This is a genomic window from Paraprevotella xylaniphila YIT 11841, from assembly GCF_900683745.1.
Taxonomy (GTDB): domain Bacteria; phylum Bacteroidota; class Bacteroidia; order Bacteroidales; family Bacteroidaceae; genus Paraprevotella; species Paraprevotella xylaniphila.
The window spans coordinates 1256817-1277113 of record NZ_LR215980.1; the positions used below are offsets into that span (position 1 = coordinate 1256817).

Genomic DNA, 20297 nt, shown 5'->3' on the forward strand with positions numbered 1-20297 from the left:
AGTTGTCTTTCCAACTTGTCTTATCTGCGCAGATAGTGGTATCGGCAGGATTCGAACCTGCAATCTACCCGTTAACCAACAGGCGCGTTAACCAATTCCGCCACGATACCAATGCCCGTCTTTCCGGGCTGTCAGTTACACTTCGATGATTACGATGTCAGGCGCAACACCTTTGATTGCTTCTATCTGTCCGTCAATCACATTGTTCTTGTATTCTTCAATGGCCTCATTTGCACCGGCAGAAACAAGGGATAATGAAACATCACGGCCATCCACATCTGCATAAATCTCAACCTCTATTTCTTCACAGGCAAAGCTTTTGAAAAGAGGAATGTTCAGCTTGAAGGACTTCGGAAGATTGGAATCTACCACTTGCGAATAGTTGTCAACCTTGCTTCCATTTTCCTCTTTGCTGCGCTCGATGTCCTGATTTACTTTAGCCTTGAAATTTTTCAAAGTAGAAACCAGTGTCATGTTCTCAGCCTTGTCCTTGAAGAAAGCCCGGTGCATCTTGAAGAACTGGGACAGCTTGATAGGCTCCCATTCTTTTCCTGTGTTTACTCCGAACTCCAACATTTCTTTTGAAAAACACAATACGCCATTGATTTGTGTACGGTAATAATTGGTCTCGTCTATCGTGAGAAGCAAACTCATGTTATTACGGCTTACAGTAATATTTGAGGACTTCTGATTGATAAGTTCCACACGTTTTTCCAACCACCGTAGAGGTGCATCGATAGTACCTTCAAAGACAACTCTTTCTGGCTCTTTGGGGTCGAGTGCTGCGGGTGCTTCACCTTCTCTTAATACTACTTCAATAGGTCTGCCGTTGTAATCTTTCGGCACAACCAAGTTGATTTTGTTCTCGCTCATGATTCTGTTCCTGTTTTACGGTTAATACTGAATACTGTCTTTTGCATCTCTTGTGGCATGATTGGACGACTGTAAACCAATTCGCCAAACCGGTTATAGAATCCGGCCATCTTTTCCTCATGGTAGAGGATTTTGGCACATTCTTCATTGTCCACGAACTCCGAACCTTTCTTTATATGCTCCAAGAGTTCTTGTTTCTCCTCGTTCAAAGGTTTCAACCGCTCTTTGAACTCTTCCATTGCCTCTTTCTTCTCAATCTCAATGTCGTTGATGGTGATTGAAACCTCGGCCAATGATTCTTTCTTTTGTGCCAACTCGTCAGGATTAAACCTGTGGGTGTAACCAATTCTCTCTACTGCATCGGCATTGTCCTTTAAGAATTGCCAACGCTCTTTCTCAGGGATGTCCTGACCCAAAAATTTGTCCATAATCAAATAAATTCTTTATTACGTTCTACTTCTATTTCCATTAATTGTATCAACCTTTCCTCATCGGGGCTTGGGATATAGATACCGGCATTTGACGCACACCAGTTTCTGAAACGGTCTACCGTAAGGGCAAATTCAGAACTGTCCAATTCGGAAGAGCTTCTAAGGTACTTCACATGCCCAAGATATTTGTCTTCCCTTTCCCGAATAAAAGTACCAGGGTTGCAAAGAATCTTGTAATAGTTACGCTTCACATATTCCATGGTTTCACCGATTTGGCACCCGAAATATGAAAGGCAGACATGAAGGTATTTGTTGGCCTGAATGCTCCTCTGTGGTTTCTTCTCGATCAAATCAAATATCTTTTTGTCCTTGATGAGCTTTTCCAATTTTGCCCTTGCCTGCCCGGCGTGGAGTTCGTTGGAACCGTCGTACCTCATAAATTATCAGAAAGGCAAGTCGTCAAGAGGTGACACGCTTGGGGCTGCGGCCACTTGTTCGGGGGTTGGTGCGTTCGGTTGCGACTGGTAGGTCTGCAAGTCACCGATGAAGTAGTTTTCCCCCTCCTTCCGTTCTTCTTTCTTGGGGGAACAAGAAACGAAGTGGGTATATGTCCTGTCGCCAAAGGTTGCAGGTTCTTTCCTTTCCCCCACAAAGATGTTCAGGAATATACGTTCCTTTCCGTCCTTGCACATGATTTTCTTCATCTGTGAGCGTGGTATGTCGCTCAGGCAGATACTTCCATATAAACTGCTCATTTTCTAATGTTTTTTATGTTACTATTTCACTTTTAAAATCACGCTTCCGGAAACCTTGGTTTTGATGAGATAAGCCTTGTAAAGGTCGGGATGGTCGGAGGCGAAACGCTTCTTGTCGAAGTCTTCCCTTTCGCTGTCTTCCTTGCGTGTAAAAGACACTCTGTCCCCGACCCACTTGCTTACACCGGCATTCTGCATCTCGAATTTTACGCCATCGGCCAGTTCCTTTTTCTTTTCTGACCAATATTTATATTGCCGGTCGATTTCGGCTATGGCATCTTCCATGGCGGCATATTTTTCCGGAAGGCTCGTATCCGTGAAGGAAAGGGCATAGGGGTTGGCGAATTGCTCACCGTTCACCTCGTGCTCCATCAATGACACCACCACACCATCCGGGATGCGTTCAACTTCCACGAGTTCATGGCGTTCTCCGCGTAGCCAGATGGCATAAAGGTGGAGGACTTTTGCGCCGGGATTCTGACGTTCAAAAAGGTAGGCGTAGACGGAAAGCTGCCACCTGACATATTCCTTGTCAAGCTTATAAGTAGTCTTTATGTCAGCCAATGTAAATGTTGATTCGCCATCCCTGTAAACCTTGTCGATGCAGCTTGCAAAGTGTTCGTTGTCTGATACAAGGTATTCGCTTTCCTCATGCTTCAGGGCGTATGTCTCTTTCAGTTCCTTGTAGCCTATTGCCTCTGGACTTTCATGTTCCACACCTAGACTGTCCACCAACTCACAAACCGAATGGATGAATGAGCCGCGTTCTGCGGCGTTGCGCATCGTTTCTTCATCAATCCCGTCATACTTTCCGGGAAAGAGTTGCCGTGAAAGCATGCCGGTTATCCCGTCAAGCATCCTGCCGGCCGGCGTTATGTAGGTGTGAGTGGCCGGATAAAACACGACATCCGATTTTTTAAGCTTGTACATAAGGCACCTCCTTTTTCCTTTCACCCAGACGCTTCATGAAAGCCTTGTCATCATGAAGCATGGTATATTTGTTGAATATTTTGGATAGTTCGGCCGTGTCCTTGGCAGCATCTATCTCTTGGAAAGCCATGTCCCGGTTGTCGGAAAGCCCGTCGTCCTTACCGCCGGTGTTCGTGTCGTCGCAGTCTTTCGTGTCGTCGATACAAAACATTCCGTTCAGGGCGTACTTCCGGGCATAGGAAGAAGCCGCTCCCGTCACCTGTGAGCCATCCATGCCTTTCTTGCTTTCTTCTTCACGAGCATAAGCGGTAGTCGATACGGTTTCGCCGTTCTCATTCTTTAATGTGACGGTGGCCTTTACATATATGCGCGTACCAACAAGAACCATTTCGTCGGCGATCGTAAGTTCGCACTTATGTTCATACAATAAGGGCTTCAATGCCTCCAGTATGTCTTCGCAACTCCGGTACTTGTACTTCCCGAAGTTGTTCCATTGCCCTTTGGGAGCTTTCAGGCTGTGTTGGATTTCTATTAGTTCTTTCATTTTACTTCCAATTCTGATTTGAGGAATTGCTTCAGGTCACGACCGTAATAAAACGGACGGCCATCCGAACCTGTGATAATTATTTCATTGTCCCCCTCGCTACAATCCCGGCTATATTCGCCATGGATAAGGCTTGTTTGACTTCTGCCTTGGAGTAGTAAAGCGGAGAATTACGACCAACGCCTTTCCTTGTCGCCCGAATGACACCTTCCGAAACCAAACGGTTAAAACGCTTGATGTCTATCCGCATCATTTTTAACCAAAGTTTTATTTCAGATGCCCGGACTAAATCTTGCGGTGGCTCGTATGCTTTGACGGCCTGCATATAGCCCACTTGAACAAAGTCGGCTATGACAGAATTTAGTTCTTGAATGTCCATGATAATTTACTTTATACATATAATAGATATATAACCGGGATATTCTGTTGCAGAAACCCTAAACTTCACATCCATTGCTGTTTTCAGTTCACCCAAAAGCCGTCCCGTGCTATTTCTTCGGCTTGCTTCTGCCCTGATTCCATTATATCTTTTTTTCTCGAACGGGACTTTGTACACATCCCCTTTTTTCATGCTGTAAAATAAGCCAACATGAGTATAATTTTCATCTATCATTATTTCCTTTATCATATTTTACCTCCTTTCCGTTACCATAAATTTTTATCCGACAATGTGTCATAATACTCTTTGTTAGCCATGTATTCTTCGGCTATCTCACTGTCCGTGTCATGCCCCAATACTTTGATAAGTTCATAAACATGCGGATTCAGGTTGTTCACAATCTCGTTTGTCCGGTCTGCGTGTCCGGCTAACCCTAATGCCACTATAAACAATGTGGCGATTCCAATGTTTCTTAATGTTTTCATATTGTTTGTTTTAGTTTGCTACCCCTCAACGGCTTAAACCGGTTGTTACCCCGAATCTTACGGGAGGGGATATTTTAATTTCATCACGCTGCTGTCTCATGCTCTTCACGGTTTCACGCCGTGCCTCACCGCCATTCGATTGCTTTTACGCTACTGTAACCCGCATCTGCTATGTGTATGTTTCGATTCTATCTCACTGCCATACCGCTTATTGCGCCGCGTTACTTTCAAGCCCACGCGGACGGGCTACCATTTATGCTTGGGTCAAGCCGTCTTTATACTGTTTCCGCCAGTGTCTTGTTGGTGGCCGGGGAATCGAACCCCGGCTTCATCCCATCACCAATATATCCCGTATCCGTAACCTTGGGCGCGGTCTAAGGCCATACGGTTGTCCATTGCGGCCTCATATTCTTCATCGTCCCGCATCTCTTCGAGATATACTTCGTTGTCTATCTTTTCGGTGCTTACCGAATCCTCTATCAGCTTTTGGATGTTGGGGTATGCCTTACGGGCATCATCACCGTATATCATGGCTTCTACTTTACCCGTTAAAGCATCGTATGACACTTCAAGGTCGCATGTTTTGCCACTCATATAAATGAAGGATGAGCGCTTACGGTGGTTGAACCTGTTTATCAGCTTGTCCTCTATCGTTGCCGCAAGGCTTCTTAATTGACTTTTGATGTTTTTTCTCATAAAGCTTATACTTACCATTTCAATGCAGCATGTTTTATTACGTCAAAAGCATTACAATACCATCTTCCATTTTGGCGGTCTTCTGGTATCTTTTTAGCTCTTATAGCTCCGATTTTGACTAATCTAAACAACCGTCCTCTTCCTCCCACAATGTCAGCGGCTTCACGTTGCCCAAATGTCTTATCATTTAGAACAACACTTAATATTGTTTCATTCAACATTTTATTCACTCCTTAAAAAGGTTTTTACTATTCGCATATCTTATAAATTCAGACTTCTCATGTATTCTAAGTTTGGTATACACAGATTTAATATGATTTTTCACTGTATGTGGAGACAAGTACAATGTATCAGCAATTTCTTCATTATTATACCCTTCATATATGAGTTTCATTACTCGTAACTCAGCATCCGACAAGTGACTATTAAAACGCGGATTGCACACTTTCCCTTCATGAACACAGTGCCCTCGAAGAGGACATTTCACATGCTCAAAATTGAATACTCCCTTTCCGTCAATATCTTTCTTTGTTGTATCTAATTCCCCAAAGTTGCATTTGGCGAATTGTTCAACAATCAGGAATTGGAAGTAAGGTACATTTAATGAACTTTTTTGAAACCATGTGGACAAATCCCTGTATGCCTCTGGGTAAAATTCCCTGATTCGGACAAGAATATCATGTACCAACTCTGTGTTATTCTCTGTAACCTGTTCATTGCGACCATCAGGAAACAAACACCAAAGCTCATTCTCCAATATATAAAATTCCAAGTCTCTCATTTTTATTTATTTAATCCCAAAGACATTCAGGAGAGATTCCTGTAATTTCTGATAATATCCGTACATGTTCTGGATTGGAAGGCTTGATACCATACTTTACCCAATTATTTGCCGTAGCAAGAGTCACATTGCATTTTTCGGCAATTGTATTCACAAAATCTTTTTTGGGATACGTTGGTTCCGGCAGACTCTTATAATAGCCCTTTAAAGTCATATTTTTGCCTTTTTGTGATGAAGTGTTTGAATTATTGATATTTTCCATTATCTTTGTATTGTTTGATTAATTATTTAATGCAAAGATAAGAATAAATTCTTAATTACAATAACTAATAAGAATAATAAATTCTTGTAATTAATAATATTTAAGAATATGACATTAGACGGAAATCGGCTAAAATTGGCTATTGAATATCTCAAAAATAAAGGAGAAGTGTATAGTCAAAAGGATGTTGCAGAAAAAATGGGTACCACGCCCCCAAATGTATCAAGTGCTATAAAAGGAGTGGAGTCCGTATTAACAGAAAGTTTCTTGCATAGATTTAATCGTGCCTTCAATTATGAATTTAATGAAAACTGGTTGCTTACAGGAGAGGGCGAAATGCTAAAACCCAACCAATCAGTTGGCGACATTTCAAACAGCAATGTGTCAGGAGTAAATGTGAGCGGACGAGAAATTCATATCAATCCAAATGCTTATGACACATTACTGAAAATAGTAGAATCAAACCAAAAAACTACTGAAAAATTCCAAGAACAGATAGACAGGCTTATTACAATCATTGAAAAAAGAACATGGAGCAACGAGTAGGGAACATAAGAGATAGCAATGTAAAGAATGTGAATATCATAGAAGGTAACAATGACTTTTGTGATAATAAAAGAAGTGATATATTCGCGAAATTTATCTATTGCGTAAATCTATTATTGTTTGTCGCAAATGCCATTGTAATAGTTTTCAATATTTACTATGCTTGCCATTATTACCCGAATACAAGACCATTGGAGTTCGATTATACAGGAATTATAATCGGGATTCTGTCTATACTCATCACTATTCTTGTAGGCTGGCAAATATTATCCAATATACTTACCAAAAGAGAGATAAAAGAAGAGGTTAACAAAAATATAAAGACCATAAATAAACATATCAAATTGATGGATGAACAAAGTCGGTATTCTATCAAACACGTGAACAAAAGTATAGAAGATTGCAAATGTCTGTCTATAGGAGTTTCTTTAGCACAATTAGGAATATCTCAATATTATAATGACGACTATAATAATGCTGTAAGATCATTATTTAATTCACTAATTTTTTTAGAGGAAATAGAAAACAATGATGACTTAAAAAATGAGGCATACGAAAAAGCAACAGAAGTCCTCCTTTAGATTTCTTTGAAATCCAAAGAATGTACAGGATTTACTGAGAATGAAATCAAGATATTTACAGATGCTGCAATCAAAACAAGGAATAAGGAAATCATTAAGTTTGTAATGACATTTAATACTTAGAAAATCGGATTCAATCTACTATAAAAATACCATCTGAAATATCATTAACTACCAAAATCAATATATATATATGGACTTCAAAGACCAAATTCAACAGCTTTCTGAACGCATAAGCAAACAGAAAGACATGATAACAACAGAAGAAGCGACAAAGAATGCTTTCATTATGCCGATGATAACTGTATTGGGATATGATGTATTTGACCCTTTTGAGGTAGTACCCGAAATGGATTGCGACCTTACCAAGCGAGGCGATAGGATAGACTATGCCATAATGAAGAACGAGCAACCAATCTTGATAATTGAATGCAAACATTGCAAACAGAATCTTGATGTGCACAACACACAGCTCGCCAAGTATTTTGCAGCATCCAATGCACGGTTTGGTGTGCTTACTAACGGGATAGAATACAGATTCTATACTGACCTAGAAAAGCAAAACATTATGGATGAAAAACCTTTCTTGGTTATTGACGCGACTGACCTGTCGGACAATGACATAGAGCAGTTGAAGAAGTTCCACAAGTCATACTACAATGAAACGGAAATTCTCAGTACTGCAAATGAACTGAAATACACAACAGAGATAAAAGGAATATTAAGCAATGAGTTTGCATCTCCATCACCCGAATTTGTCAAGTTTATAACCAAACAAATATATGATGGTGCAATATGGCAAAGCGTAATTGAGCAATTTACACCGCTTGTAAAGAAATCCATATCATCTATTATAAATGATATTATCTCGGAGAGATTGAACAATGCCATAAAGAATGAAGAACAGCAAATAACTCCAAGCAGTATGGAAATCGTCGCATCTGACGATACAAATAGTGACGATACATTACCCGATGGGGTAGTTTTTATAGATAAGGAAAAAGGCATTATTACCACGCAAGAAGAAATAGATGCCTACAATATTATCCGTTCGATTGTCCGTAAACAAATCAGTGCCGACCTAATTGTTTACAAAGATTTCAAATCCTATTTCGCTATCGGAGTGTCAAACCCTTCTTGTTGGTGGGGATGTCGCTTATCTTTTGGAAACAGAAGCAAGTGTTTGTATATTCCTACTGACGATTATAAATCACAAGAAAGAATTGAGATAAACACACTTGACGATATTTTTAAATATGCCGACAAATTGGAAGAATGCTTTGCGGAAGCGTACAAGTATTACAAAAAATACCAAAACAAACACCTAAAATAATATAAACATGGAAGAAGAACCTATAAAATGCCCTAAATGTGGCTCCACACAAATACACGTTCATGAGCGAGGTTTTAAAACAGGACGTGCCATTGCAGGAGGTTTATTAACAGGAAATATCCTTATCGCAGCGGCAGCAGGAGCAACGGGTAAAAACAAGATAGAACTTGTTTGCTTGAAATGTGGCCATAAGTTTAATATAGGAGACGCTAAAAAAAACACCACTACTAACTTTGATTATAAACCAATAGAATTAAAATATAAAGAAAATGAGTTTAACACAGTGGTATGTTCTATTTGTGGTGGTAAAACTCTGTATTCACATAAATATTGCTGTCAATGTGGAAAATTAATAGACAGAAATGATGAACGCATTCTATTAAATCCACCTCTTTCTGTCTTCACATGCAAGAAATGCAACCAAATATCCACAAAGGGAGGAAACTACTGCTCTAAATGCGGAAGTAAATTAAATACATCAAAGTCCTCTAATAATGGATGTGCCTCAATAATTGTTCTTGTCATTATCTTATCGACAATATTTTGCCTATGAAAATATCACAAGAAGGAATCGATGTGACCAAAAGATTCTTTGAAGCCATAGACATACTAAAGGCTCAAAAGAAAATCAGAGGTCTACAAACATTTACAAATGCACATGGAATAAATCGTTGGAACATGAATACAGTAAAATGGAATCCTGACCGCAGTGTATTAAAGCCTGAATGGATAGTATACTTAATACGTGATTATAATATCTCTCCAAACTGGATTTTATTAGGTGTAGGAAACATGTTTATAACAAAAATATCCAAATGAATATCCAATCATATATACAAAGTAATATATAATTTACTTATGTTCAAATAGATACACCTTTATTTTTATAGTCATTCGTAATGAAAGGGTCCGGGGTTCGAGTCCCCGTGTCGGCTCAAAGGAAAAAGGAAGAAAATAATTTATATTTTCTTCCTTTTTTATTATCAAATTCCAGAATTGCTACTATAAGACAAAAGCAACCATCGTCTCAATTACATGAAAGATGGTTGCCTTTCCACGCGACAATCCTACTTGGGTTTCTTTAATCTTTCTATTCCTTAGCTTACCTCTAAAGCTGTTGGCCGCCTAAAATATGGCAGTCTTCCTCAGAGAGCTGTTTCAGGCACTCGGACAGATTGCTCGGCCGGATAACGATATTCGCCCGGTCTCCCTGGGCAAAGGCATACATATACTCGATAAAAATCTGATGCTCGGCCAACTTCTCCAAAATCTTAGACAGCGCACCGGCCACGTTCGGACAACTGATGCAAACCACATCGGTCAGAATCACTGCGAAATCTTTCGCACGCAATACTTCTACTGCCTTGTCTACGTCGGACACAATCAAACGAAGGATACCGAAATCCGTAGTCTCCGCCATACTGAAAGCGTGCATGTTGATACCTTGTTCACCCAAAGCTTTGGTCACTTCGTTGATTCTCCCGCTTTTGTTTTCCAAGAAAACGGATAATTGTTTGATAGTCATACTCTTTCGTTTTTGAATTAAGCCAACACACGTTTATCTATCACTCGCGTACTTTTCCCTTCGCTCCTCGGCAGGCTGTTGGGTTCCACCAATTTCACTTCCGCGCTGATGGAAAGCACGCTCTTCAGGCGTTCGGCCAAACGTTTCTTCAAAGCCAGCATACCGCCCAAATCGTCTGAGAAATTATCCGGACGCAACTCTACCTGTACCTCCAACATATCCATGTTGTTTTTGCGGTCTACCACCAACATGTAACGGGGCGCAAATTCCGGCATCTCCAGAATCACGTTTTCCACCTGCGAGGGGAACACGTTAATGCCGCGTATGATCAGCATATCGTCGCTCCGTCCGAGGATACGCGTAAAGCGTACACTGGTACGTCCGCATTCGCACGTGCCGGGCATCAATGTCGTCAGGTCTTTCGTACGGTAGCGCAACAGCGGCATTCCGGTCTTCGTCAGCGTAGTCAGCACCAACTCCCCTTCTTGCCCGAGCGGCAGTACCTCGCCGGTTTCCGGATGGATGATTTCCGGATAGAAATGGTCTTCCGCGATATGCGAACCGTTCTTGCAGCCGCACTCGTAAGCTACGCCCGGCCCCATGATTTCACTCAATCCGTAAATGTTGTAGGCCTGAACGCCCAAACGTTCTTCTATCTCGCGGCGCATGTTCTCCGTCCACGGCTCCGCCCCGAACGCGCCGATGCGCAACTTTAAATCGTCGGCCGAAAGCCCTTGCTTATGCAACGCCTCAGCCAGATACAGGGCATAGGAAGGCGTACAGGCAATACCCGTCACTCCAAGGTCTCTCAACAGACGGATATGTTTCTCCGTATTCCCGGTAGAAGTAGGCAATACGGTAGCCCCCAGATGCTCCACGCCATAATGGGCACCCAGTCCGCCCGTAAACAACCCGTAGCCATATCCCACGGAAACGATATCTCCACGCGTCACGCCATAGGCCGTCAACGCACGTGCTATCACTTCTTTCCAAATCTCCAGGTCACGATAAGTATAACCTACTATGGTGGGATTACCCGTCGTACCGGAGGAGGCATGGATACGGACTATCTCGGACATGGGCGTAGCCAACAGGCCCACCGGATAATTATCACGCAAATCCGCCTTGGTCGTAAAAGGCAATTTCACAATGTCGTCTATCGTACGGATATCATCCGGAAGCAAATCCATTTCCTGCATCTTAGTCCGGTAGAAAGGCGTGTTATGATATACCAAATCCACCAACTTGTGCAACCGTTTCCCCTGTAAGTCGCGCAATTCCTCACGACTCATGCACTCTTTATTCTTGTTCCAAATCATGTTTTCCATTTCGTCTAATTTAAAGGATGATCCAATCGGAAAGCCTTCATCCGCTCCTCCATGAGCGGATAAAGTTCCTCACGCATACGGGACGTACATGCCCTCACGCCGGGCTGCCCGCTGCCGGTTGTCTCCAACGAGATACTGCTCACTCCATAATATAACAGCTCGCGCAACAATTCGCCACCACTCATCCGGCCATAACCCACGGTAAAGAAAAAACCGTCACCCACCGGCCGCGTCACATCGTAGTCATACACGATGTGGAACCCGTTGTCGGTGAATATCTTCTTCATCCGTTCGGCCCGCCGGGCATATTCACGCACGTCGGCTGCAAAATCCAATTCGCCGTCCGTGGCCGCACGCAGCATTTCGGCATAGCCATACTGCGTGGATGCCGTACAGCCGGAAGTTATCATATACAGCACCGAAGCCACGAAAGTCTGCCCGAACACGCCGGAGTCGCCGTAACGTTCGGCCAACGCCGGATAATGCATGTCGAACAATTTGTCGGACACACAAGCCACGGCCATCCGCTGCCCGGCATAGCTGAAGATTTTGGAGGAAGACAGCATAAGGATGTAATTGTCCGTATAGCGGGCCACCGTAGGCGGATAAGGTGCCTTCCAAGGTTGGCCCAAGTCCTGACGGAAGTCCATACAGAAATAAGCCATGTCTTCCAATACGATAACCCCGTAACGGGTGGACAACTCACCGATAATCGCCAGTTCGCTGTCCTCCAAGCAAATCCATGCCGGATTGTTCGGATTGGAGTAAACGATAGCCGCGATGTCGCCCTGTTTCAGATAACTCTCCAGCTTCTCCCTCAACGCCTCTCCCCGGTAATGGTAGATGTCGAACTGTTCCCACTTCGCCCCGATGATGCGCAACTGGGATTTCTGGATGGGAAACCCCGGGTCGATGAACAGCACCTTGTCTTTCCCCGGCACGCACTGCGTGGTAATGACGAATGCCCCGAACGAGGCAGCCACTGAACCAGTCGTCGGAATGCAAGCCCGTGGCGAGATGTCTATATCGACAAAAGCCTTCACGAAGCGCGAAGCTTCGCGCTTCAGTTCTGGAATCCCGTCGGCTGCAGGATACTGCGCCCCCACTCCACGGTCCAAAGCGGCCTTCTCCGCTTCCACGCCGACACGATTGGCAGGCAGGCCCGGCGAACCTTGATCCATTCGGATGAATGGAATCCCCGTCTGTTGTTCCAACCGGGAAGCCACCAACAGCACCTCGCCGATGGTGGCATGGGCGAGGTCGGCAATCTGCAACTCCTTTACTACAGATGCCACCAACTCTTCACTAAAAACCTGATGTCCCATATCCGCTTACTTTAAGTCCGAAGCAGCATGCCCCAAATCGAAAGCCCGGCGGTTCATTTCCACTACGGCCTCCCCTTTTGTCCCGAACACACGGGCGATACTTTCACGCAACTCCTCCACAGACAGGATGTTCAGGTAACGGGCCGCAGCCCCCAACAGCATCACATTGGCGCACTTCGGCATGGAATGTTCCTTGGCCAATGCGTCCACATCCACCATGACGACATGGGGCAATGCCCTCAATTCGGCCATCAAAGCCTCGTCTTCGGGATAATTGGGAATGTTTTTGAACGGGGAAGAAGAGGTAATCACCCAACCCTCCTTATTTAAATAAGGTATATACCGCAAAGCCTCCATCGGCTCCAACGAGAGAATCATGTCGGCAGTTCCTACCGCAATCAAATCGGAAGCAATCTCCCCGTCAGACAAACGCAAGTTGGACTGCACGTCGCCTCCGCGTTGGCTCATGCCGTGCACCTCAGCCTGTTTCAAGGTCAACCCTGCCTGCGTGGCAGCCTCACCGATGATGGTGGCAATGGAAAGGATGCCTTGTCCTCCCACGCCCGAAAGAATTATATCTTGTTTCATGCTTTCTTTTCTGCTCTTTTCTGTTTCAACTTTCTGTTCAAGGTCTGTATGCACTCCCGGCGCGGGATGATGACCGACACCCCTTTGTACTCTATCTCTTCACGAAGAATACGCGTAATCTCGTCCATGTTCTTAGGCAACGGCACCACTACACGCACATGTTCCGGCTCCACCCCAAGCCCCAGGCAAATCGCCTCAAACTTGTTCGTACCGGCAGAGTCTTGCCCGCCGGTCATCGCCGTAGTCAGGTTGTCCGATATGATGACGGTAATCTGCGCCTTGTCGTTCACGGCATCCAACAATCCCGTCATCCCCGAATGGGTAAACGTGGAATCGCCGATGACTGCGATGGCCGGAAACACACCGGCGTCGGCCGCCCCTTTAGCCATCGTAATGGAAGCCCCCATGTCGAGGCAAGTGTCTATGGCACGGAAAGGCGGCAAAGCACCTAATGTATAACAACCGATGTCGGCAAACACGCGTGCATCGGGATATTCCTTTACCACTTCGTTCAAAGCCGTGTACACGTCGCGGTGGCCGCATCCCTGACATAAGGCAGGCGGGCGTCCCACCACATTCTTCGGGGCATCGAAGTAACGCTCCGGCCGATGTCCCATAGCCGCTGCCACGCTGTCCGGCGTCAGTTCCCCCGTACGCGGCAAGTCGCCCGTCAGACGACCTCGTACGGGATAGTCTGCGGACAGCATCCCCCTCACGAGTTCTTCGGCAAAAGGCTGGCCGTCTTCCACCACCAGAATCTCACGACTGTCGGCAGCCAAGCGCCGCACCAAGTCAGCGGGCAAAGGATATTGGGTGATTTTAAGAATGTTGAACTTCTCCGCCGCCTCGCGTACCTCCGTCACATAGTTATATCCTATACCGCAGGCCAATATGCCCACCGGTTTCTCTCCCGAAGCCTGTTCGTAACGCGTGTAAGGAGCTTCGGCCGCAGCCTGCTCCAGACGCGGTTGCTGTTCCACCAATGCGGCATATTTCCGGCGCGAATTGGCCGGAAGGAGCACCCAACTGGCCGGATCCTTCGCACAGGGCAACGCTCTCATCTCTTCGGCTTCTTCCTTCACCGTCACAGCGGCACGGGAGTGCGCCAAACGCATCACGATACGCATCAGCACCGGCAACTTCTCCCGTTCGGAAAGTTCGAAGCCGTATTGCATCATGTCGTACGCCTCTTGTTGAGTAGACGGTTCCAAGGTCGTTATCATGGAAAACTTACCGTAGAAACGGGAGTCCTGTTCATTCTGTGAAGAGTGCATGGAAGGGTCGTCCGCCACAACCACGATCATGCCGCCGTTCACGCCCGTAATGGCAGCGTTGACAAAAGCATCGGCCGCCACGTTCAGCCCCACGTGCTTCATGCAGGCTATCACACGCGCACCGGCGTAGGATGCCCCCAAAGCCGCTTCTACAGCTGTCTTCTCATTCGTACACCACGTGCTGTGCAAGCCTCGCGCACGCGCCAACGGGTGCCGTTGGATATATTCGGTGATTTCCGTGCTCGGTGTCCCCGGATAAGCGTATACTCCGCGAATGCCCGCATGGATAGCCCCGAGAGCTATGGCCTCATCACCTAACAAAAGTTTCTTTTCCATATCTTTATATCTACTGAGTTTAAATATTCAATGTAAAATCATCGGCATCATCCAATACCGGAAATTTGCGGCGAAATTCGGCCAGGCTGTCCATATCCACCTCCACCGTCACGGCATCTACCCGGCCCTGCTCACAGGCCGCTACCGTACGTCCGTAAGGGTCTATCACCAACGTGCCTCCGCAATACTCGCAAGACGGATCCGTCCCCACACGGTTCACCCCCGCCACATAGCACTGGTTTTCGATGGCCCTTGCCCGTAGCAAGGCCAACCAGGCTTCCACACGCGGCGTAGGCCAACTGGCCACATAGAGCGCCACGTCGTAGTCCTTCCGGTTGCGCGCCCATACGGGAAAACGTAAATCGTAGCAAATCTGGAGCAGGATTCGTACACCCCGGAACTCCACGACCACACGTTCCCGCCCGGCTGTAAAACGATAGTGCTCTCCACCGTACGTGAACAAATGCTTTTTGTCATACGAACGGACCGCCCCGTCCGGACTTACGAAATAGAAACGATTATAATACTTTCCGCCTTCCTGTACGGCCACGCTACCGGCCACGGCACAATCGTGCCCTGCGGCATAGCGGCGCATCCAGCGCAGCGTATCACTGTCCGCCGGTTCGGCCAGTCCTTCGGGTTGCGTACAGAACCCGGTGGAGAACATTTCGGGTAACACATATACATCCGACCCGGGACAAGCCTCCATCGCCAGCTCGGCATTCCTCACATTAGTTTCCGGATTCCCCCATGAAATATCTTGTTGCAAAAGTGTTATTTTCATACAATTTTGATATTAGATAGGCACAAAGGTAACGAAAATAAAAGAAAGAAGCATCTTTTTCCGATAAAGTATTCAAAAAAAGTAATGAACAAACGCAGCTCCGCCGCCTTTTTCCATGAAAAGGCGGCGGAGTAGCACGTTTTTTAGGGCTATATCTTTATTCAAAACGAAGACGGTAACTCTTCCCGGCCGATGTAGGAAATACCACTGCGCCATCGGCCTCCTGCGTAAAAGCCACCTTGCCGCCTTTCGACTTCTTCACCTCGACAAGTTTGGCATCCGGCAGGTACATCCGGCATTCCTGTCCGGCAGCTGAATGCACCCGGCCTTCCACCATCTTCCCGTCTTTCCACGCCACGTCGAAAACAAAACCTCCTTTTGCCTTCAGACCTTTGAAATGCCCGTCATCCCACGCCGAAGGCAAAGCAGGCAACAGATGCACGCCCTTCACGGTGTTCTGCAACATCATCTCGGCGATACCGGCCGTGGCTCCGAAATTTCCGTCTATCTGGAACGAAGGATGGGCACAGAACAGGTTCTCATACACACCTCCTGCATTGTCGTCCATGCTCACCACCGTCACGTCCGTAATATTTTGCGCCTGTTTCAACAAACGGTAAGCCCGTTCGCCATCCCACAAGCGTGCCCAACAAGCCACTTTCCAAGCCCGGCTCCATCCCGTGGCACCGTCGCCCCGTGAATCCAAAGCCACTTTGGCCGCCTCGGCATAACGTTTGTCTTTCAGGTAAGAAATCTGGTCGCAGGGGTACAAGGCCATCAAATGAGACAAGTGTCGCTGATGATCTCCTTGTTTATCCTCCTGTATGGTCCATTCCTTGATTTGCCCCCATGAACCGACATGCAGGCCATTGTCCAAACGGGAGAATTTCTCTTTCAGTTCCGATACGAAAGCATCATCGACAGCCAACACACCGGCTGCAGCCAATGTTTCCTCGAACAAGGCGTACACCAACTGTTGGGCGTAGGCCACGCCGTCTTCCCAAGGCCCGTGTTCGGGTGACCATTCGTTGGGAGCCACCAACCGTCCTTCTGTATTTTCCTTCAAGCGGTCGAACCAATACTGGCAAGTCACCTTCATGACGGGCCAGGCCGTGTCGCGCAAATATTCCTTATCTAAAGTATAAGCATAATGTTGCCACAGGTGAGTGCAATACCAGGCATTGGCCGGACGGTTAATCAACCAGTCCGTATAACCGAAGATATTGTTCTGCGTGTGTACGGCCCATCCGCGACAATTCTCTTTCCGTGCCACTTGTTGCCACGAGCCTCCGTCCTTCAAAGCCTCGGTAGACACGTAGGTGATGAACGGGGCATAGCATTCCGAAAGGTTGGCCACTTCGGCAGGCCAATAATTCATCTGCACGTTGATATTGCTATGGTAGTCGCACTCCCATGCAGGATTGTTCACGTTGTTCCACAACCCTTGCAGGTTGCTGGGCAACTGGCCTCCGCGCGAAGAGCCGAGCATGAGGTAACGCCCATACTGGAAATAGAGCATGTCAAGGTAAGCATTGTCTTTATGCTCACGCACGAGCACGTCCGTCGTATAGTCCGGCTGCTCCGCATCCAAATCCAACTCCACACGGGCAAAGAGAGGTTGGTAATCCGCCAGATGCGCTGCTTTCAACTTCTTGTAAGACTTCCGCGCAGCCTTGTCCATCCGAGCCGATACCCGTCGGTGTATCTCGTCCGCATCTCCAAGCGTGTACGTCGGCGAAGCGAGGTCGAAATTGGTCGCACCGGTCAGCACGACCGTCACCGCATCCGCCCCTTTCACCTCCAACCGGTCGGATTTCGTCTCCACCATGCCGCCGTCGGCCTGCAAGCGAGCCTGTGCCTCGTAGGACAACAAATCCAACGTGCCTTTGATGGTCATCGTATGGCCGTCCACCCGGGTCATCCCCTGCCGTCCGTCCTGCATCCGCAGGGAGAAGTTCAGTTTGCCTTTATGTCCGGGCGTCGTCAGCCGCACCACAATCACGCTGTCCGGATTGCTGGCAAAATATTCGCGCAGGTAGTCCACTCCGTCAATCGTATAAGACACACGTCCTATGGCATCGTCCAAGGAAAGTTCCCGACGGTAATTGGTGCAAGTTTCCGGCGTATCGAACTCGAAAAACAAGTCGCCCATGTTCTGGTATGCCCCACGCCGGGTCGTACTGCCGGCCCACAACGTCTTGTCGTTGAACTGCAACCGTTCCTTGGCCACACCCCCGAAGAACATAGCCCCGATTCCCCCGTTACCGACCGGCAAGGCCGATGTCATCCACACTTTAGCCGGCTCGTCATACCACAGTTTCATCGGTACGCGTTCCGCATCTGCCGCCGCTGCATACAAACAAGCGGCCAGACCTAAAAAGTATTTTCCCACTCTCATTTTCGTGTTTCTTTTCTTTTGTTCTTATATTTAACGTAATGAAGTGCAAAATTAACGATTCCACGCTTCACACAGTAGAACAAACCCGTCAAAAAATAGGAGAATATCGATAAAACGGCCTCCACTACCGCCTAAGCCATGCTTCATGCAAAAAAATATCCAATCGCAAATATTTTGCAATCTTTCCCAAAAACATACTTCCTTTCCCGGATATTTTGACTATTTTTGTTTTCACGAAAATAGGATGCGGCACGGCATAGCCCAACCTGGGAAACTTTGTTTCCCGTTTGCCTCTGCGCCTGCCTTTCACTATTTTTGGAGCATTGCAACAAACCATACGTAACGAAACATGAAAGACCGGATAAAAATAATCGTGGGCGACATCACGCAACTGCAAGTGGATGCCATAGTAAACGCCGCGAACTGTTCCTTGTTGGGAGGCGGGGGCGTGGACGGGGCCATACACCGCGCTGCGGGCAAAGAATTGTTGGAAGAATGCCGCACGTTGGGCGGCTGCCGGACCGGTGAGAGCAAGATGACCGGGGCGTACAGGCTACCCTGCAAGAAAATCATCCATACCGTCGGACCCGTATGGCACGGCGGAGGGCACCACGAAGCCGAGTTGCTGGCATCCTGCTACGCCACCGCCTTGCAAATGGCCGAGGCCCACCACCTGAAAAGCATCGCCTTTCCTTGCATCAGCACCGGTGTGTACGGTTATCCGCACGCGGCTGCCGCAAAAATAGCCTGGGATACTATCAAGAAGCACATCCAGAATGGGGCATACAAAGGCGAAGTCGTGCTATGCTGTTTCCGCGAAGAAGATGCAGAAATATACAACAAACTCATGCAAGAAGACGAAACATGAAAAGTTTTAAACCTCAACCGTGGCTGTTGCCACAACCCGTGCTGATTATCGGCACTTACGACGAACAAGGACGGCCCAACGCCATGAACGCGGCCTGGGGCGGACAATGGGACATGAAAGAAATCATGATTTCAATGGGCAAGCATGCCACCACCGAAAACCTGAACCGCCAAGGGGACTTCACAGTGGCCTTTGCCACCCAAGCCACCATGACGGCGGCCGACTACGTGGGCATCGTCAGCGCAAAGAACAACCCGCAAAAGATGGAAAAAACGGGATGGACGGCCGTACGGTCGGAAAACGTCGACGCCCCGGTCTTCACCGACTTCCCGATGACATTCGAGTGCCGGATTAAAGAAAAAATACATGAATCGGACACCGGATATTACATCGTCGCGGAGGTCGTGAACATCCTTGCTGATGAAAAATACCTCGCCAATGATGGCAAACCGGACATGGAGAAGATGGGGCTGATTGTCTTCGACCCCGTCCACCACAACTACGCCGGTCTCGGCCAGACCGTTGGAAAAGCCTTCTCCGACGGCAAGAAACTGAAATAGGGCAAGTTGTCAAATCGACAGCCCCACCCTTCCGAGAATGCTTTATTCGGACACGGAACGGGGCTTCGACGAAAACAAACGATTCTCGCCTGCCGGTGTTTTAGCATAATGACAGCCCGGCAGGCTTCTTCCATTCCACAATGTCACACGGGAGACCACAATACAAGGTTATTTCTTTCCTTCCTGTCAACAAAAACAAGCATCAGGTTTCTTTCTGCATGAAAATTTCGTAGACCAAAAACCACCAAACAGACGAAAAAAGGATACTTAAAGCACGTTCCGTCTTCGCCCGGCTCCGTAAAATCCGGCCACATGAGGAGAACCCAGGATTTTCATGCGGAAGAAAATTTTGCATACTGCTCCAAACGAAAAATTGCTTGGCTGAAAGCGATTCCGGTTTATACGGTTTTTATGCATCAGAAATGCCAAAAGCCGTATAAATATACATCGTTTTGTATATCCGCACGTCCAAATCGCTGCTTTTCACAGCAGCCATCCGCTTCGTTTTTTGACGTTTTGTTATCCAAAAAGTCCCTCATGACGTACACGACGTCACAAGGGTCTTTCCTTTCGTCAACTTCCACAAAGGGTAGGAAACCTTATTTCACGACTGTCTTGTAAGGGCCGTTGCCGACCTTGACGATATAAAAACCTCATTCGAGCGTAATCTCTTCCGTCTGGTTGTTTGCTTTCTGCTGAACGGCCACTTTACCGG

The 20297-nt window shown here is 46.7% G+C and carries 27 protein-coding genes and 1 tRNA gene; 7 read left to right on the forward strand and 21 right to left on the reverse strand.

Annotation, left to right across the window (positions count from 1 at the left end; translation table 11 throughout):
• Window positions 1-36 precede the first annotated feature (36 nt).
• From E0E47_RS05335 to E0E47_RS05400, 14 genes are all read right to left on the reverse strand, one after another.
• Window positions 37-110 (reverse strand) — tRNA-OTHER (locus tag E0E47_RS05335).
• A 25-nt stretch (window positions 111-135) separates the two neighbouring features.
• Window positions 136-873 (reverse strand): hypothetical protein, encoded by a 738-nt coding sequence (locus E0E47_RS05340; RefSeq protein ID WP_130893120.1) that lies wholly within the window; start codon window positions 871-873, stop codon window positions 136-138.
• Window positions 870-1301 carry a hypothetical protein gene (locus E0E47_RS05345; RefSeq protein WP_130893121.1) on the reverse strand — a complete coding sequence of 144 codons (432 nt, stop codon included), beginning with the start codon at window positions 1299-1301 and terminating at the stop codon, window positions 870-872. The genes E0E47_RS05340 and E0E47_RS05345 overlap by 4 nt, the downstream gene beginning before the upstream one ends.
• Before the next feature lie 2 nt (window positions 1302-1303).
• On the reverse strand, window positions 1304-1741 hold the full coding sequence (locus tag E0E47_RS05350; protein WP_130893122.1) for a hypothetical protein: 438 nt from the start codon (window positions 1739-1741) through the stop codon (window positions 1304-1306).
• Window positions 1742-1747: 6 nt separating this feature from the next.
• Window positions 1748-2059 (reverse strand): hypothetical protein, encoded by a 312-nt coding sequence (locus E0E47_RS05355; RefSeq protein ID WP_040602507.1) that lies wholly within the window; start codon window positions 2057-2059, stop codon window positions 1748-1750.
• 21 nt (window positions 2060-2080) lie between these two features.
• Window positions 2081-2989 carry a hypothetical protein gene (locus tag E0E47_RS05360; RefSeq protein WP_130893123.1) on the reverse strand — a complete coding sequence of 303 codons (909 nt, stop codon included), beginning with the start codon at window positions 2987-2989 and terminating at the stop codon, window positions 2081-2083.
• On the reverse strand, window positions 2976-3533 hold the full coding sequence (locus tag E0E47_RS05365; RefSeq protein WP_130893124.1) for an ERF family protein: 558 nt from the start codon (window positions 3531-3533) through the stop codon (window positions 2976-2978). Before E0E47_RS05365 ends, E0E47_RS05360 begins: the two co-directional genes overlap by 14 nt.
• Window positions 3534-3612: 79 nt before the next feature.
• Complete coding sequence (locus E0E47_RS05370; RefSeq protein WP_130893125.1) at window positions 3613-3912, reverse strand: hypothetical protein; 300 nt, start codon at window positions 3910-3912, stop codon at window positions 3613-3615.
• A 6-nt stretch (window positions 3913-3918) separates the two neighbouring features.
• Entirely contained in the window at window positions 3919-4161 is a 243-nt protein-coding gene (locus E0E47_RS05375; RefSeq protein ID WP_130893126.1) for a hypothetical protein, read from the reverse strand.
• 17 nt (window positions 4162-4178) lie between these two features.
• Complete coding sequence (locus tag E0E47_RS05380) at window positions 4179-4397, reverse strand: hypothetical protein (protein ID WP_130893127.1); 219 nt, start codon at window positions 4395-4397, stop codon at window positions 4179-4181.
• A 336-nt stretch (window positions 4398-4733) separates the two neighbouring features.
• Window positions 4734-5093 carry a hypothetical protein gene (locus E0E47_RS05385; protein WP_130893128.1) on the reverse strand — a complete coding sequence of 120 codons (360 nt, stop codon included), beginning with the start codon at window positions 5091-5093 and terminating at the stop codon, window positions 4734-4736.
• Between the two features lie 11 nt (window positions 5094-5104).
• Entirely contained in the window at window positions 5105-5314 is a 210-nt protein-coding gene (locus E0E47_RS05390; protein ID WP_130894327.1) for a hypothetical protein, read from the reverse strand.
• A 5-nt stretch (window positions 5315-5319) separates the two neighbouring features.
• A complete protein-coding gene (locus tag E0E47_RS05395; RefSeq protein WP_130893129.1) occupies window positions 5320-5874 on the reverse strand; it encodes a helix-turn-helix domain-containing protein in 555 nt (184 codons plus the stop codon).
• A gap of 10 nt (window positions 5875-5884) precedes the next feature.
• Complete coding sequence (locus tag E0E47_RS05400) at window positions 5885-6136, reverse strand: hypothetical protein (protein ID WP_130893130.1); 252 nt, start codon at window positions 6134-6136, stop codon at window positions 5885-5887.
• A gap of 108 nt (window positions 6137-6244) precedes the next feature.
• On the opposite strand from E0E47_RS05400, the gene E0E47_RS05405 reads away from it, so the two are divergent.
• From E0E47_RS05405 to E0E47_RS05425, 5 genes are all read left to right on the forward strand, one after another.
• Complete coding sequence (locus tag E0E47_RS05405; protein ID WP_130893131.1) at window positions 6245-6682, forward strand: helix-turn-helix domain-containing protein; 438 nt, start codon at window positions 6245-6247, stop codon at window positions 6680-6682.
• Window positions 6667-7263 carry a hypothetical protein gene (locus E0E47_RS05410; protein WP_130893132.1) on the forward strand — a complete coding sequence of 199 codons (597 nt, stop codon included), beginning with the start codon at window positions 6667-6669 and terminating at the stop codon, window positions 7261-7263. Before E0E47_RS05405 ends, E0E47_RS05410 begins: the two co-directional genes overlap by 16 nt.
• Before the next feature lie 193 nt (window positions 7264-7456).
• On the forward strand, window positions 7457-8596 hold the full coding sequence (locus tag E0E47_RS05415) for a type I restriction endonuclease (protein ID WP_130893133.1): 1140 nt from the start codon (window positions 7457-7459) through the stop codon (window positions 8594-8596).
• 7 nt (window positions 8597-8603) lie between these two features.
• Window positions 8604-9149 (forward strand): hypothetical protein, encoded by a 546-nt coding sequence (locus E0E47_RS05420; protein WP_130893134.1) that lies wholly within the window; start codon window positions 8604-8606, stop codon window positions 9147-9149.
• A complete protein-coding gene (locus tag E0E47_RS05425; protein WP_130893135.1) occupies window positions 9146-9415 on the forward strand; it encodes a hypothetical protein in 270 nt (89 codons plus the stop codon). Before E0E47_RS05420 ends, E0E47_RS05425 begins: the two co-directional genes overlap by 4 nt.
• A 289-nt stretch (window positions 9416-9704) precedes the next feature.
• Here the strand turns inward: E0E47_RS05425 and E0E47_RS05430 are convergent, their stop codons facing one another.
• The 7 genes from E0E47_RS05430 to E0E47_RS05460 all read right to left on the reverse strand — a co-directional run bounded on the left by E0E47_RS05430 (window position 9705) and on the right by E0E47_RS05460 (window position 18154).
• Window positions 9705-10121, reverse strand: a complete 417-nt coding sequence (locus E0E47_RS05430; RefSeq protein ID WP_008629551.1) for an ACT domain-containing protein — start codon at window positions 10119-10121, stop codon at window positions 9705-9707.
• A gap of 17 nt (window positions 10122-10138) precedes the next feature.
• Entirely contained in the window at window positions 10139-11440 is a 1302-nt protein-coding gene (locus tag E0E47_RS05435) for a phenylacetate--CoA ligase family protein (protein ID WP_172604757.1), read from the reverse strand.
• A 14-nt stretch (window positions 11441-11454) separates the two neighbouring features.
• Window positions 11455-12774 (reverse strand): aminotransferase class I/II-fold pyridoxal phosphate-dependent enzyme, encoded by a 1320-nt coding sequence (locus E0E47_RS05440; protein ID WP_130893137.1) that lies wholly within the window; start codon window positions 12772-12774, stop codon window positions 11455-11457.
• 6 nt (window positions 12775-12780) lie between these two features.
• Window positions 12781-13362: an indolepyruvate oxidoreductase subunit beta gene (locus tag E0E47_RS05445; protein WP_008629557.1), complete on the reverse strand. Its 582-nt coding sequence runs from the start codon at window positions 13360-13362 to the stop codon at window positions 12781-12783.
• Entirely contained in the window at window positions 13359-14972 is a 1614-nt protein-coding gene (locus E0E47_RS05450) for a thiamine pyrophosphate-dependent enzyme (RefSeq protein WP_130893138.1), read from the reverse strand. The genes E0E47_RS05445 and E0E47_RS05450 overlap by 4 nt, the downstream gene beginning before the upstream one ends.
• A gap of 19 nt (window positions 14973-14991) precedes the next feature.
• Window positions 14992-15756, reverse strand: a complete 765-nt coding sequence (locus E0E47_RS05455) for an amidohydrolase (RefSeq protein ID WP_130893139.1) — start codon at window positions 15754-15756, stop codon at window positions 14992-14994.
• 157 nt (window positions 15757-15913) lie between these two features.
• Complete coding sequence (locus tag E0E47_RS05460) at window positions 15914-18154, reverse strand: glycoside hydrolase family 95 protein (RefSeq protein ID WP_130893140.1); 2241 nt, start codon at window positions 18152-18154, stop codon at window positions 15914-15916.
• Between the two features lie 349 nt (window positions 18155-18503).
• On the opposite strand from E0E47_RS05460, the gene E0E47_RS05465 reads away from it, so the two are divergent.
• Both E0E47_RS05465 and E0E47_RS05470 read left to right on the forward strand, forming a co-directional pair.
• On the forward strand, window positions 18504-19022 hold the full coding sequence (locus E0E47_RS05465; protein ID WP_130893141.1) for an O-acetyl-ADP-ribose deacetylase: 519 nt from the start codon (window positions 18504-18506) through the stop codon (window positions 19020-19022).
• Window positions 19019-19582 carry a flavin reductase family protein gene (locus tag E0E47_RS05470; protein WP_008629572.1) on the forward strand — a complete coding sequence of 188 codons (564 nt, stop codon included), beginning with the start codon at window positions 19019-19021 and terminating at the stop codon, window positions 19580-19582. The genes E0E47_RS05465 and E0E47_RS05470 overlap by 4 nt, the downstream gene beginning before the upstream one ends.
• Window positions 19583-20297 lie beyond the last annotated feature (715 nt).

Bases quoted from the DNA above. Each gene is read 5' to 3' on its own strand.
- E0E47_RS05430 (WP_008629551.1), bottom strand. From the start codon at position 10,121: ATGACTATCAAACAATTATCCGTTTTCTTGGAAAACAAAAGCGGGAGA.
- E0E47_RS05445 (WP_008629557.1), bottom strand. From the start codon at position 13,362: ATGAAACAAGATATAATTCTTTCGGGCGTGGGAGGACAAGGCATCCTT.
- E0E47_RS05355 (WP_040602507.1), bottom strand. From the start codon at position 2,059: ATGAGCAGTTTATATGGAAGTATCTGCCTGAGCGACATACCACGCTCA.
- E0E47_RS05410 (WP_130893132.1), top strand. From the start codon at position 6,667: ATGGAGCAACGAGTAGGGAACATAAGAGATAGCAATGTAAAGAATGTG.
- E0E47_RS05400 (WP_130893130.1), bottom strand. From the start codon at position 6,136: ATGGAAAATATCAATAATTCAAACACTTCATCACAAAAAGGCAAAAAT.
- E0E47_RS05375 (WP_130893126.1), bottom strand. From the start codon at position 4,161: ATGATAAAGGAAATAATGATAGATGAAAATTATACTCATGTTGGCTTA.
- E0E47_RS05470 (WP_008629572.1), top strand. From the start codon at position 19,019: ATGAAAAGTTTTAAACCTCAACCGTGGCTGTTGCCACAACCCGTGCTG.
- E0E47_RS05370 (WP_130893125.1), bottom strand. From the start codon at position 3,912: ATGGACATTCAAGAACTAAATTCTGTCATAGCCGACTTTGTTCAAGTG.
- E0E47_RS05385 (WP_130893128.1), bottom strand. From the start codon at position 5,093: ATGAGAAAAAACATCAAAAGTCAATTAAGAAGCCTTGCGGCAACGATA.
- E0E47_RS05415 (WP_130893133.1), top strand. From the start codon at position 7,457: ATGGACTTCAAAGACCAAATTCAACAGCTTTCTGAACGCATAAGCAAA.
- E0E47_RS05345 (WP_130893121.1), bottom strand. From the start codon at position 1,301: ATGGACAAATTTTTGGGTCAGGACATCCCTGAGAAAGAGCGTTGGCAA.
- E0E47_RS05425 (WP_130893135.1), top strand. From the start codon at position 9,146: ATGAAAATATCACAAGAAGGAATCGATGTGACCAAAAGATTCTTTGAA.
- E0E47_RS05395 (WP_130893129.1), bottom strand. From the start codon at position 5,874: ATGAGAGACTTGGAATTTTATATATTGGAGAATGAGCTTTGGTGTTTG.
- E0E47_RS05465 (WP_130893141.1), top strand. From the start codon at position 18,504: ATGAAAGACCGGATAAAAATAATCGTGGGCGACATCACGCAACTGCAA.
- E0E47_RS05380 (WP_130893127.1), bottom strand. From the start codon at position 4,397: ATGAAAACATTAAGAAACATTGGAATCGCCACATTGTTTATAGTGGCA.
- E0E47_RS05440 (WP_130893137.1), bottom strand. From the start codon at position 12,774: ATGGGACATCAGGTTTTTAGTGAAGAGTTGGTGGCATCTGTAGTAAAG.
- E0E47_RS05350 (WP_130893122.1), bottom strand. From the start codon at position 1,741: ATGAGGTACGACGGTTCCAACGAACTCCACGCCGGGCAGGCAAGGGCA.
- E0E47_RS05390 (WP_130894327.1), bottom strand. From the start codon at position 5,314: ATGTTGAATGAAACAATATTAAGTGTTGTTCTAAATGATAAGACATTT.
- E0E47_RS05460 (WP_130893140.1), bottom strand. From the start codon at position 18,154: ATGAGAGTGGGAAAATACTTTTTAGGTCTGGCCGCTTGTTTGTATGCA.
- E0E47_RS05455 (WP_130893139.1), bottom strand. From the start codon at position 15,756: ATGAAAATAACACTTTTGCAACAAGATATTTCATGGGGGAATCCGGAA.
- E0E47_RS05365 (WP_130893124.1), bottom strand. From the start codon at position 3,533: ATGAAAGAACTAATAGAAATCCAACACAGCCTGAAAGCTCCCAAAGGG.
- E0E47_RS05340 (WP_130893120.1), bottom strand. From the start codon at position 873: ATGAGCGAGAACAAAATCAACTTGGTTGTGCCGAAAGATTACAACGGC.
- E0E47_RS05450 (WP_130893138.1), bottom strand. From the start codon at position 14,972: ATGGAAAAGAAACTTTTGTTAGGTGATGAGGCCATAGCTCTCGGGGCT.
- E0E47_RS05435 (WP_172604757.1), bottom strand. From the start codon at position 11,440: ATGATTTGGAACAAGAATAAAGAGTGCATGAGTCGTGAGGAATTGCGC.
- E0E47_RS05420 (WP_130893134.1), top strand. From the start codon at position 8,604: ATGGAAGAAGAACCTATAAAATGCCCTAAATGTGGCTCCACACAAATA.
- E0E47_RS05360 (WP_130893123.1), bottom strand. From the start codon at position 2,989: ATGTACAAGCTTAAAAAATCGGATGTCGTGTTTTATCCGGCCACTCAC.
- E0E47_RS05405 (WP_130893131.1), top strand. From the start codon at position 6,245: ATGACATTAGACGGAAATCGGCTAAAATTGGCTATTGAATATCTCAAA.